Below are 12,430 nucleotides of genomic sequence, written 5' to 3'. Positions count from 1 at the left end.
ACCGATAGCACCAAGCCCCGCGGCGCGTTCGATCCGGACATGGACGTGTTCGTGGCCGGCGGCTGTTCCTGGGACTCGATCGTCTACCTCGATGAGTTCCCACGGGAGACCGAGACACACTTCGCCCGAGACTTCCAGGAGACGCTGGGATCGAGCGGGGCGGGCAAGGCGCTGAACCTGGGTCGGCTCGGCGTCGACACGCGCTTGCACGCGATGATCGGCGACGACCGCTACGGCGAGGCGATCCGCGAGCGCTTCGACGCCGAACCAGTCACATTCGAAGCCGATATCGACCCGAACGGAACCGAGCGCCACGTCAATCTCATGAACGACGCCGGCGAGCGGATCTCGATTTTCGTCGTCTCGCCCACTCAAGAGCCCGACATCGACTACGAGCGGGTCGAACAGTGGACCGCCAAGGCCGACGCGCTCGTCGTCAGTCCCGTCAATTACACGCGAGGGCTCCTCCCGGCGGCGGTCGAAGCGGGAACACCAGTCTGGGCCGACATCCACGCCTACGACGGCGAGGACGGGTACTACGACGATTTCCTGGCGGCCGCCGACTACCTGTTCATGAGCGAGGAGGGGATGGACGACTATCGCGGGTTCATGCACGAGCAGATCGACGCCGGCAAACGGCTGGTCGTCTGCACGCACGGCGAGGACGGCGCGACCGCCCTGACCGCCGACGGCGAGTGGGTCGAGGTCCCAGCCGCCGAGTTCGAGATGATCGACACCAACGGCGCGGGCGACGCCTTCTTTGCCGGCTATCTGTACGGCCATCGCCAGGGGCTGCCCGTCGAGACGAACCTGCGACTGGGGACGCTCGCCGGCGGACTGGCCGTCTCCTCGCTAGATCTGGCCCATCCGGAGCTTTCGCCCGATCGACTCGCCGCCGAGTACGAACGCCGATACGAAGAGCCGCTACGATAGCAGCGAATCGGATATCATATAATCATCTACAGGATATAGATTTCGCACCGATCTCAATCGAACTGGCCGGTAGAACGGTATTGCGTATTGACCGCCGATATTTCTATCAATCCAGTGGATGTTTTCTGATAGACGTGCGAGGTACACAGCGCGTATTTAGCTCCGGATCTATCACGAACACAGGCGAAGGTGCACCTGAAGAGAGAGGGTTCGAGTAGGCACATGATAACTGTCTTGTCTGAATTTTTTGCACGTCAGACGCGCTACTGCGTCTGCCTGGTGTCTGCGATTAAGCCCATTATACGGATCGTAGCTAGGTTTCGACTGGATACTTAGGAAAATCCTACTCAGAACAGCGAGACGGAGACACACTCTGTCTTGCGGGATAGTCTTGTTAGTTTTTGAGTGAATCGACCGACTGATCGGTACGTGAGTCCCCTGTATTTATCAATCCGCAACTTGGCGCGTGCCAACTGTGCTGTGACATCCGCTAGCAGGAAAGTGAAACGTTAGTGGACTATTTCTGCCGATGAACGACCGGCTAGCAGCGCTCGGCGCGTTTGTCGGGGAGGTCGTTCGCGTCGACGAACGATCGGACGAGGTGCCGTTCCACCGCGTTGAGCCGCTGTGAGATTGCCGACTCCGAGCGATCGAATTCGTCGGCGATATCGGCGAGTCGGGCACTCCGGGGGTCGTCGTAGTAGCCACACGAGACCGCATATTCGGCGGTCGATAGCTGCGCGTCGGTCACGGTATCGACAGCGACGACGTGGGGGCCGGAGTCCGAGGGGACCACACAATCAACCGAGAACGACTCGTCGTCCAGCGAGCGACCGAGAAACAGAAGTAACTCGCGGGCTGTGGCGGGATCGGCAAACGACATCGTCATGCGGATGCCGGGTTGCTCACCCGACTCGGTCGCCGCGGAGGTCTCGTGGATTGCCATCACTGATCGCTTACATGCGTGCGCGCCCGCGATGCCATCTGCTCGACACGTTCCTGATCCGGGTCGTCGACATCGAGTTCCTCGCGTAGCTGTTCGATCGTCGCCACTAACTGCTGGACACACCATCGCTGGAGCGGTGCCTGAGCAGCCGCGTCGTCGACCAGCTCGGCGAACGCATCGATCCAGTCCAGTTCCGAATCGACGAACGCCGCGAGTTCGTCCCACTGCTGGGCTTCGGCCAGGAGGCTCGCATACTCCAGCTGAAGTGCGACGTGGTCGGCCGGATACGCGTCCGGAACTGTCACGTCGAGAGCGTCGTATCGCTGTTCCATCGCTGTCGCTGGCGGGCCGTCCATGAGTCCGCTACGATCGCCGTACCACTCCTTGTACGGCGACGCGGCCGGCGGTGCGAACGGCGTCGCGAACGCGCCGAACAGGGCCTCGTAGTCTTCGGTCAGATCGCGTCCGGCGGTCGAAACCGGTTCGGCCTCGACTCCGACCTGCGCGAGCAGTTCAGGGATCGCCTCGGCGTCGTCTTCGAGCGCGCGCTGGACCGATTCGTCCGGGCGTCGCAGGCAGTTCGACAGAGCGACGAGCGCGTCCGACCAGGCGTCAGCGTGGTCAACCGTCATCATAGTCCCGGAACTGCGAGGGGCGTTTTGATCGCTGCGAGCAGTACCACGTACCGGAGCAGGAACCCGCCGACGAGGACGAGCGAATACTTGAGCGCGTACCCGCCCGTCAACAGGCGTTTGCCCCGCAGCGTTTCGCCGAACTCGGTGAACTGATGCAGTAGCGTCACCGTGATCGAGATGACGACCGGGAGTGACGTGCCCAGTAGCAGCACGCCGCCGACGAACGCCAGGCTGTACGTGCCAAACAGCGTCGACATCGTCAGATCCGCGGCGGCGTTGCTGGAGTTCGACAGATGCGACAGCAGCAGTCCGATAGCCACCAGTTCCGCGATGATGATCGCGTCGTCAGTGAGACAGAACCGATGGTTCGTCCGCGTCAGCGCACCGCCGCTCGCGACCGTGCCGAGCAGTGCCGCGGAGATTCCGGTCGAGACGCCACTCATCAGGAAGATGAACGGCAGGTACGTCCGCTCCCACAGCGGGACGATCGAGACGTCACTCAACAGCATCGCAGTATAGACGACCAACAGGAGTGCGAGGCCGCCGCCGAGAACCCGAAGCGCGCCGTGGACACGGCTCGGCAGTCGCGTCGCGTCCGCGATCGTATCGAGCAGCCAGACGAACCCGCGCTCGGTCGGCAGCAGGCTATCGATCCGGCCCAGGATCTTTCTGGGGAACAGGCTCAGACCGGACTCGGTTGCGACGGCGCTCCCGAAGTGCAGCCACAGCGTCTCCAGCACCGCGATAGTCGTGAACAGCACGATCACCCACGTCCCGATCGTCAGCCACGAGCCGTAGTTGCTGAACAGCACCGGGAACGTCAACGCGCGCAACGGCGCACCCAGATGCGACAGCAGGGCGACACCGCCGACGGCCATCGCGAGGACGCTGAGAACCGATCCCCACCGGGCCGTTTCGGCACAGGCATAGCGATGCTCCTCGTCGTCGGTTCTCGCGAGCAGGATCTTCCCGAGCCAACTGTCGGTGTCCATCAGGCTCTTCATCAGACTTGCCCACGAGGAGGTCACGTACGCGCCGCCGCTGACACCCCCGAGGAACAGGTACAGTGCGATGAACTCCGCCCAGTGGACGTGGAGCAACCAGAGCCATTCGGAGCCACCTGTAACACTCATGATCAATCCCCTGCGTTCTCGGAGGCGGCGTGTTCGACGAGGTTGAGATTCGACTCGTTACCCTGGAAGGGTTCGACGATGACCCGTTCGTTGTTCGACTTGAACCGGTCTGCCGCCGCCTGGGAGGCTTCCTTGATCATCTCTTTCTCCGGTCCGGCCTTGATCGCCCCACCCACGCAATCGGAAACGCAGTTAGGCTGGATGGGATCGTCCTGCTCGTTTTTCGACTCCGCACCGGCTCCACTACCCGGACCCTGGTCGAGACACATATTGCACTTCGACATCAGCCCGTTGTCGCCGTAGGTCGGCGCGCCGAAGGGGCAGGCCCAGCCACAGTACTTGCAGCCGATACACTTGTCCTGGTCGATGGTGACGATCCCGTCGCTGTCGCGCTTTTCGATCGCCTCCGTCGGGCAGACCTCCTCACAGGGCGCGTCGTGACAATGCATACACGACATCGATATCGGGACGTTCTCGATCGGTGACGCCGTGTCGGGATCGTACTCCGAGGCCGACGGGTGCTGTCCGTTCGCGTTCTGGTGGTGGGTGACGGTCCGCCAGTCGTCGGCGTCGGAATCCCGGCCGTGGAACTGCTTGCAGGAGATCGAACACGCGTGACAGCCGATGCACCGGTTGGGATCGAAGTAGAACACCCAGTGGTCCTGTCTGTCCGCCATGATCAGTCACCCCCTGCCGGCGCGACGTCGACCGCGATGTGTCTGTCGACCTGTCCCGTGATCGGGTCCATCTGTTCGTTGTGTAACATCATCGTGTTCATCCCGTCGGCCGACTGTTCGCGGGTGTCCTCGCCGGTCGTGATCGCCGACGTCTGTCCGAACCCGTACTGGGAAGTGACAAGCCCGGGGCGGGCACGCTCGGTGACGATCGCCATGAGTTCGCCACTGCCGGTCTCGGACTCGATTGTCACCATGTCGCCGGTCTCGATGTCGCGTGCGTCGGCGTCCTCTGGGTTGAGATAGAGGTAGTTCCCCCGGTAGTCCTCCTCGCTCAATTGGTTTCGCTTGGCGAACTGGTCCTGGAGCCGTTCGTGGGGCTGGTTGCTCCCGTGGGAGAAAAACACCGAGCGAATGTCAGTGAACTCCAGGGGATACTCCTCGGAGGTCGAGTCGCCGTAGGTTCCCGGCGGGATCCACTCGGGAGCGGTGTCCATGCCGGCCTCCTCGGCGGCCGCCGCGAAGGAGTCGATCTGGTCGAGGTCGAACCGGAACGTGAAGTTCTCCCCGTACTGCTGGTAGTCGTACTCCTCGACGAGTGCGTAGTTCTTCTCGCCGCTGTCGATGTCCTCCAGCGTCAGATCAAGCGTCGAGAGCTGGTCGTCGATGTACGCCTCGTGGGAGTCCCACTGCTGGAAGACCGTCCAGTCGTCGTTGTCCGTCTTCTCGGCCATCTCGTTGGCGATGCCTTTCAGGATATCGAAATCGGGCTTGGTGTTCCACCGTGGTTCGACGGCGGCTTTCGAGCCGGTGACCCACTTGTGGTTGGGGTAGGCGTTCCAGTTTCCGGTGCCGAGGGTGTCCTTCTCGAGTTGGGTCGCTTCCGGGAGAACGATGTCCGCCCGACGCGAGACGCCGTTCCAGTAGGCATCGATCGAGATGACGAGGTCCATCGCCTCAATCGCCTCGATCCAGGACTCGGCATTGCCGTCCTTCAGCGGGTCGTCGTGGTGGCAGACGATCCCGTTGATGTGTTCGTTCTCGACCATCTCGGGCACCAGGTTGTGCGCGATACCCTCGATGTGTCGGGCGGGGTAGTCCGAATACTCGTCGTATTTCTTCAGTGCCGGGTCCTTGAACTCGGCGCGGTTCGTGTAGTCTTGCTCGCAAACCTCACCGAAGGATGCCGTGGAGGGATACTTCCACAGTCGCAGGCCACCCGGCTTGTCGATGTTCCCGACCAGTCCGTTCAGCGCGGTGATATTCTGGGTCGCCTTCCAGCCGTTGCCGGCCTGTGCCGTCCCGGTCCAGACGGAGATGCCCGCCTGCGGAGCGGCCTCGGCGAATCCGCGTGCAACCGTCCGGATCTGCTCGGCGTCGAGACCGGTGATCTCGGCCGCCTTCTCCGGAGGCATATCCATCGCGGCCTCCCGGTAGGCGTCAAAGCCGTGGGTGTGGTTCTCGACGAACGCCTCGTCGTACAGGCCCTCCTCGATGATGACGTTGGCCATCGAAAGCGCCAGCGCGCCGTCGGTCCGGGGCTTGATCGGCATCCACTCGTCGGACTTCTGGGCGGTGATCGTGTGCTGCGGGTCGATGGTGACCAGCGTCGCGCCGTTGTTCTCGATCGCTTCGAGGACGCCTTTGGCCTCGAACTGCCCGGCAAAGGAGTTCAGGATGTTCCGGCCCCAGGCGATGATGTACTCGGAGTTCTGGTAGTCCGGAACCCGGTTGTTCGAGCCGACGCCCATCATCCCGCCGGTGACGAAGGTTGGACCGGCACAGACGTGGATCCCGCGGCTGATCCGCTCGGGCGAACCATACAAGTCACGCCAGACCGTTCGGAAGATGTCCGTCTCCGCCCAGCTAGTCGCATCGAGGAACGTCTCGGCGCCGTTGTTCTCGTCGAAGCTGACCAGCCGTTCGGCGGTGTACTGGAACGCTTTCTCCCAACTGACTTTCTTCAATGTGCCGTTCTCACGGATGTGCGGTTCCTTGATCCGCTTGGGGTCGTGGGTCTTGTCGAGTTGGGCCAGTCCTTTCGGACAGAGCGTCCCTTCTGTGCCCTCGCCGGCACTCCCGCGCGGGTGACCGTCTACACCGGTGAGGTTCACGACGGAGCCGTCCCGAACGTAGGCTTTCTGTCCGCAGTTGTGGCTACACATCCAGCAGTTGCCGAAGGCCGTCGAAAGCGCTCCCTGCTGTGAGTTGCTCTGATCGCCGGAGAGACAGCCACCGAGAGCCACCGCCCCGGCAGCGACACCGGCGCCTTTGAGCAGGTTTCGTCGAGTGAGCGCACTGTTGTGCTCACTCATTTGTGTCACCTCGCGAGAAACCCCTCTCGGACCGTCGGATCCGGCTACCGCTCCACCTGAATCGTTCGCTGGCTGTTGGCTGTGTCGTCACGAACATGACTCTCCCATATCGATAGAGAGTGGCTAAACGAGCAAAGCCCACACTCGGTATCAATTAAGCCTTTATAAGATCGGACGACAGAGACCGTTCCCAAGAATCGTCGACTGATCGGCTCGGACGGGAAGACTCGGTCCATCGATCGCATAGTATTGTTTGATAGATCCAATAACAGACAACAACGCTTTGTACCAGCGGGTGCAAGTTCACCTGTGATGCAAAATGGATGCTGAACCGTCCAATTCGCTCGACACGCTGGTGCGCGTCGCAGAGGGGGAGGATACGCTCACGAAGGAGGAGTTCGAGGAGATCGTCGACTCGATGGAGACGCGAAAGAAGTACAGCGTCGAGTCGTACAACATGCTCTGCACGTCGGCCGACGTGGTCGTCGTCTGTGACATGGATACCCAGGAGTTCATCCAGATAGAAATTCCTCAGGACGCAGCGCCCGATGACGAAGTGATCGTCACCCGGGACGCCTGATCGCTGTCCTGTTCCGGCGAACGGATCAGGACCCGCAACCGAAGTCGCCGCCGCTGGCGCCCAGGTAATTGAGGTCGTCCCGCTTGACCTGGTTGGCATCGAGCGTGGCGAGTTCATCCAGTTCGCTGCTGAGATCGGAATCGATCGTGACCAGGTCGGTCGCCGTGATTTCACCGTCGGTCCGTTCGTGCATATCGGTCCGCCACAGGTCGTTGGGGGTCGGATCCTGATTTCCGTTGTACTGCTTCCACTGGAACTTCCAGGAGCCATCATAAAGCGAGACGTTGTCGTACCCGAGGATACCGTCGAGGGCGAAGAAGGCCAGCGTGCCTTTGAATCCGCTGTGACACAGCGTGACGATCGGGTCACCGTCTTCGATGTCCTCGTAGCCGAAGACGTGGTCTTCGATCTCGTCGGCGGGTTTCCACTTGACGGACTCGGTGAACCCGCCCTGCGTGTAGCTGTCCGGTGCGTCGAGGGTACTGCCGGCGATCTTCGCGTCCTGATCCGGACCACGGAGATCGAGGATCGACGCATCACTCTCGCCAGCGTTTTTGTCGTCGACTAGCTGGAGCATCTCGTTGAGACCTTCCCGAAGGGCGTAGTTCGTCTCCTCGAAGCCTTCGACGGTGTACCCGGTTTCGGGCGTTTCAGGCGTTTCGCCCGTCAGGCTGCCTACCTCGTCCGCATAGGCGGTGGGGCCGCCGTTGAGGACCTTGATGCGCTCGCGCGGGAAGCCCCAGTACCGGAGCGTCCAGTACGTCCGGGCGTTATACATCGGGACCTCCCCAGAGAGGACGATGGTCGTGTTCGGACCGACACCGGCGTTCTGGAGGATCTGGTCGACGACGGAACCGGACGCGACGAGCTTCTGGGTCTCGCCAAGTCCGTCAAGGCGAGTCTCGGTCAGGACAGCGGGCCCTTCGGCGTCGTCGGTCGCCATCTTGACTGCGTTCGGAATGTGACCGTTGACGCTGTAATTACCTGTATCCACCCGAAGAATTACGACGCGGTCCTCGTACACGTCGTCGGTGTTGACGATGCCCGCGTCCAACCACTCTTGCAGCGTCGCGGGTTCGATCAGCGCACTCTCGGTATCAGTCGGGTCGATATCCGTACTCGAGGACTGATCGTCCGACGGCTCAGTCGTCGTTGTCGTCTCGGTTGGGCTTTCCGTGTCAGTCGCCGTGCCTCCGGCGTCTGTCGTCGTATCTCCGTTATCGCCGCCCGAACAGCCAGCGATCGCGGCTGCACCTGCGACACTGGACAGTGCGAGGAACGTTCGACGGTCGAGTTCGCGTTCCATACACGGTACAGAGACAGTACACGGGGATGACCGTACCTCGGGATCGATTTAGGCTTTATATACCACCGGGTCCGACACCAGAGTCACAAGCGAGAGAGCGCAAACGAAAACTAACCGTCGACGTCGTCCCAGCAGGAACACTCCACCGAGAGCTGGCGGAGGACGTTGGCTTCGGCTCGCCGGAGACGCTGTGACAGCGCCGAGGTCGAGATACCGATCCGATCGGCGAGTGTGTCCAGCGACACGTCCGAGTCGGGGTCGTAATAGCCCAGCTTCTGGGCGTGATACACGGCCTCGCGCTGTTTTGTGGTGAGTGCGGAGATATCGACCGAACAGTTCTCCTCGAACGCGGACGTATCGGTCGAGACGATGCTCTTGAGGGAGACGCGCGCGCAGATCTCCCGGATATCGGCGACGAGGTCCGCGACGGCTTCTGTGTCGGAAACGTACGTCTCGACGACGAACGAATTCTCGCTCAGCTCCCTGTATCGCGGGAGACAGCCGTGGTCGGCGAAGACCTTCCCGGGACAGTGATCACACAGGTTGTTTTCGAAGAACTGGGTCACAACGCTCTCTTCCTCGGGTTCTCGAACCGTTGCGTCGACGCTGCAGGTCTCGTCACTCAGACGCACGTCGATGTTCACTACGTCGCCATCGACGCTGTCCAGTCTACATGGCCCCCCACGGTCGATTTCGAGGACCACGCGGAGATCGCGATCCTCCATGTCCGGGTCGATCGGGTCCTCCGTGCACCCGAATCGGTTGATCGCCATATTCGGTTTCTCGGATTCAATACTCAAATGGGTAGACCGGTTTCTCACACACTGGAAACATCGGTGATCGACCGGTAGGTTTCCGAACGGATGGATCAGTCTGTCACCTGCCCCCTACGCACCGACGCAAAAGGCCTATGCGAGCCTGTGCCGACCACAGTGATATGAGCGACGCGCCCCCGAAACTGGCCTTCGAGGACAACGAGTATCTCCCGGCGATCGCCCAGGACGCCGACAGCGGCGAGGTTCTCATGCTCGCATACGTCACGTCCGAAGCGCTCGAACGAACCCGCGAGACCGGTCGCGCCCACTACTACTCCCGGAGCCGCGACGAGATCTGGGAGAAGGGTGCGACAAGCGGGCACACCCAGCACGTCGAGGAGATCCGCGTCGACTGTGACGGCGACGCCCTGCTGTATCTGATCGACCAGGAGGGCGGGGCCTGTCACACGGGGTATCGGAGCTGTTTCTACCGGACGATCGACGGCGACGTGGTCGGCGAGAAGGTGTTCGATCCCGAGGACGTCTACGATGAGTGAGGAGGGAGTCGAGGAACTGATTGACCGGCTTCAGCGCCGCCGGCGCGCCTACGAGGAGGCCTGTAATCGCGTCGAGGAGGCCGGCGAAGACCGACTGCAGCGGCTCGCGGAGTATTACAGAGAGGTGACGGAACTGTTCGATCGCTACGAGTCCCGCATCGTCAGCGACGGCGAGGGCGAGGTCGACATGGAGGCGTTCATCGAGTACCAGGACGAGCTGGCGCACTTCTTCGAGCACCTGCCCGAAGACCTGCCCCATCGCGAGGACTTCGAGGCTGTCGACGATATGATGCACGAGCGGTATCTCAAGCACGCCGACTTTCAGGACGCACGCGAGGCACTGTCGCCGGTCGCCGAACTGGTCGAGCGTCTCGACGAACGCGAACGGACGCGGGAGCGCCTCGAAGAGACGAGAAGCGCCCTCGAACGGGAACGACAGTCAATCGACGAGCGAATCACGGAGTACGAGCGGCTGATCGAACTCGGCGACGCGGACCTGGACGCGCCCGTCGAGCGACTCCGCGAGCCGATCGAAGCGTACAACGACGCGGTCGGGACTGCCTTCGAGTCGTTCACGCGGGACGCGAGCGCACGCGAAGTGCTCGGATTCGTCGAGTCGACGGCCGCGTTCCCGCTCGTGGAATACCGCCAGCCACCGGACGATCTGCTTGCGTACGTGCGGACGGCCGAGGCCGGCACCGAATCGATCCCGCAGCTGCTGGAGTACGCCGAGTACTCGGTCTCGAAGCTCGACCACTACGTCGCGGACGCCCGCGCGCTCAAGCGCAGCGTCGCGACCCACCGGACGTATCTGCAGCGACTGGACGCGGAGCCGTTGACGATCGGGTGGCCGCCGCCGGCGGCCGAGACGCTACGGTTCCGGTGTCGCGAACTCGTCTCGGTCGTCGCCCGGTTCGACCCGCCGACGTCAGTCGAAACGCAGCTCCGTGACGTGCGCGCGCTCAGTCGGCGCGAGGACTACGAGCGACTGCGCGACAGTGCCGTCGCGCGGACGCAACTCGAGGAGGGGGAGCGCAAACGTCTCAAAAGCGGCGAGATACAAACGGAGCTGGAGCAGTTGCGCGAGCAACGCGAGCGACTCTCAGAGGTCCTGAGTGGGTAGCTAGTTTGGCGGCCAGTTGGCAATTATCAGGCGGCTGCCGCGGCGGCCGTGACGGCGTCGTGCATAAGGGCCGCGAGTTCCTCGGCGCGGTCGGGATCACGGGCTTCGGCGTAGATCCGGATCAGCGGTTCGGTCCCGCTGGGGCGGGCCAGCACCCAGCCATCGTCGAATTCGAGTCGGTGCCCGTCAATCGTCGTGACATCGACATCGGTCTGGTGGGCAACGGTCTCGATCGCGTCGGTCATCGCCGAGCGCTCGCCTTCATCCTCGTAGTGGACGTTCTTCCGGACGTTGTAGTACTCGTCGTAATCGGCGGCGATCTCGCTAGCCTCCTGGTCCGCGAGCAACTCGCAGAACCGGGCGGCCGTGTAGGCCCCGTCCCGGATCGTCCGGTAGCCGGGGAAAATGATCCCGCCGTTGCCCTCGCCGGCGATCGGGACCCTCGTGCCCTCCTTCTGGAGTGCCTGGACCTTCGTGATGATGTGACTCGACCCGATCCGGGTGAGGTGCAACTCCGCGCCGACGTCGTCGGCGACGTCGACCAGCCGCTGAGAGGTGCTGACCGCCGAGACGACGCCGTCGCCGGCCCGGAGTTCCTCCCGGGCCAGCGCGGCAAGCGCAGCGTCGCCCTCGATGAACGAGCCGGTCTCGTCGACGAAGATCGCACGGTCGGCATCGCCGTCGTGTGCGATCCCCAGATCGGCGTCGCTGGTTTCGACCAGCCGCTGTAGATCGCCAAGATTGTCGGCGACCGGTTCCGGTTTCCGCCCTGGGAAGTGGCCGTCCGGCTGGGCGTTGATGGTCAGCACGTGACAGCCAAGTTCGCGGAAGAACTGCGGGCTGGTCACCGATCCGGCGCCGTGTCCGGGATCGATCGCGACCGTCAGCTCCGCGTCGGCGATGCGCTCGCGGTCGACCGAGTCGAGGAGCTGGTCGATGTAGTCCTGACGGACACCGTCTATGGTCCGGGCCTGGCCGATCGCGCCCCACTCGCTGCGCTCGAAGCGCTCGCCGAGCAGGCGCTGTTCGACCCGTTCGAGTTGGTCGACCGCCAGTTCGATGCCGTCACGGCCGATGAGTTTGATCCCGTTGTGCTGTGGCGGGTTGTGTGAGGCCGTCACCATCAGCGCCGGGATCGACTCCCGATCGGCGTAGGTCTGTGCCCCGGGCGTCGGGATCGTCCCGAGGTAATCGACGTCGAGACCGACACTCGCGAGACCGCTGCGCGCGGCGTCGGCGATCATCCCGCCGCTGGTACGCGTGTCGTGGGCGAGTGCGACCCGCGAGACGCCCAGTTCGTTGCGCCAGACGGTGCCCGCCGCCATCGCGACCTGGAGCGCGTATTCCGGCGTCAACGTCTCGTTGACGACCCCGCGAACGCCACTTGACCCGAAGACTTTCATCTGGGTGGGTCTCACACGTCCGGGAGCATAGTGATTCCGGACTCCCAACGACTATCGAAACGGGGCGCCG

At 62.8% G+C, this 12,430-nt stretch carries 12 protein-coding genes; 4 read left to right on the top strand and 8 right to left on the bottom strand.

Going from position 1 to position 12,430, the window contains the following annotated elements; translation table 11 throughout:
• The first annotated feature begins 39 nt into the window (after positions 1-39).
• The gene (locus HSEST_RS02260) at positions 40-933 is read left to right on the top strand and encodes a carbohydrate kinase family protein (RefSeq protein WP_229121949.1); all 894 of its coding nucleotides are present in this window, start codon (positions 40-42) and stop codon (positions 931-933) included.
• 541 nt (positions 934-1,474) lie between these two features.
• On the opposite strand, the gene HSEST_RS02255 is transcribed toward HSEST_RS02260, so the two are convergent.
• From HSEST_RS02255 to HSEST_RS02235, 5 genes are read right to left on the bottom strand one after another with little or no spacing between them, the layout of a single operon-like run.
• A complete protein-coding gene (locus tag HSEST_RS02255; protein ID WP_229121948.1) occupies positions 1,475-1,879 on the bottom strand; it encodes a helix-turn-helix domain-containing protein in 405 nt (134 codons plus the stop codon).
• Positions 1,879-2,514, bottom strand: a complete 636-nt coding sequence (locus HSEST_RS02250) for a TorD/DmsD family molecular chaperone (protein ID WP_229121947.1) — start codon at positions 2,512-2,514, stop codon at positions 1,879-1,881. The genes HSEST_RS02255 and HSEST_RS02250 overlap by 1 nt, the downstream gene beginning before the upstream one ends.
• On the bottom strand, positions 2,511-3,647 hold the full coding sequence (gene nrfD / locus HSEST_RS02245; protein WP_229121946.1) for an NrfD/PsrC family molybdoenzyme membrane anchor subunit: 1,137 nt from the start codon (positions 3,645-3,647) through the stop codon (positions 2,511-2,513). Before nrfD ends, HSEST_RS02250 begins: the two co-directional genes overlap by 4 nt.
• 2 nt (positions 3,648-3,649) lie before the next feature.
• Positions 3,650-4,324, bottom strand: a complete 675-nt coding sequence (locus tag HSEST_RS02240; RefSeq protein WP_229121945.1) for a 4Fe-4S dicluster domain-containing protein — start codon at positions 4,322-4,324, stop codon at positions 3,650-3,652.
• A 2-nt stretch (positions 4,325-4,326) separates the two neighbouring features.
• The gene (locus tag HSEST_RS02235) at positions 4,327-6,636 is read right to left on the bottom strand and encodes a molybdopterin-containing oxidoreductase family protein (protein WP_229121944.1); all 2,310 of its coding nucleotides are present in this window, start codon (positions 6,634-6,636) and stop codon (positions 4,327-4,329) included.
• Positions 6,637-6,955: 319 nt separating this feature from the next.
• Here HSEST_RS02235 and HSEST_RS02230 point away from each other — a divergent pair, with 319 nt between their 5' ends.
• A complete protein-coding gene (locus HSEST_RS02230; protein ID WP_229121943.1) occupies positions 6,956-7,216 on the top strand; it encodes a hypothetical protein in 261 nt (86 codons plus the stop codon).
• Between the two features lie 25 nt (positions 7,217-7,241).
• On the opposite strand, the gene extH is transcribed toward HSEST_RS02230, so the two are convergent.
• Positions 7,242-8,522: a selenite/tellurite reduction operon rhodanese-like protein ExtH gene (gene extH / locus HSEST_RS02225; RefSeq protein ID WP_229121942.1), complete on the bottom strand. Its 1,281-nt coding sequence runs from the start codon at positions 8,520-8,522 to the stop codon at positions 7,242-7,244.
• Positions 8,523-8,632: 110 nt separating this feature from the next.
• Entirely contained in the window at positions 8,633-9,295 is a 663-nt protein-coding gene (locus HSEST_RS02220) for a helix-turn-helix domain-containing protein (RefSeq protein WP_229121941.1), read from the bottom strand.
• Between the two features lie 164 nt (positions 9,296-9,459).
• On the opposite strand from HSEST_RS02220, the gene hisI reads away from it, so the two are divergent.
• Both hisI and HSEST_RS02210 read left to right on the top strand, forming a co-directional pair.
• On the top strand, positions 9,460-9,834 hold the full coding sequence (gene hisI / locus HSEST_RS02215) for a phosphoribosyl-AMP cyclohydrolase (RefSeq protein ID WP_229121940.1): 375 nt from the start codon (positions 9,460-9,462) through the stop codon (positions 9,832-9,834).
• Positions 9,827-10,957 (top strand): DUF7118 family protein, encoded by a 1,131-nt coding sequence (locus tag HSEST_RS02210; RefSeq protein ID WP_229121939.1) that lies wholly within the window; start codon positions 9,827-9,829, stop codon positions 10,955-10,957. The genes hisI and HSEST_RS02210 overlap by 8 nt, the downstream gene beginning before the upstream one ends.
• 26 nt (positions 10,958-10,983) lie before the next feature.
• Here HSEST_RS02210 and glmM read toward each other — a convergent pair whose 3' ends face one another.
• The gene (gene glmM / locus HSEST_RS02205) at positions 10,984-12,360 is read right to left on the bottom strand and encodes a phosphoglucosamine mutase (RefSeq protein WP_229121938.1); all 1,377 of its coding nucleotides are present in this window, start codon (positions 12,358-12,360) and stop codon (positions 10,984-10,986) included.
• Between the last annotated feature and the right edge of the window lie 70 nt (positions 12,361-12,430).

Source organism: Halapricum desulfuricans (assembly GCF_017094465.1).
GTDB lineage: Archaea > Halobacteriota > Halobacteria > Halobacteriales > Haloarculaceae > Halapricum.
The sequence above is the reverse complement of the archived record's forward strand: the minus strand, read 5'-3'. Positions and strand labels throughout refer to the sequence as shown.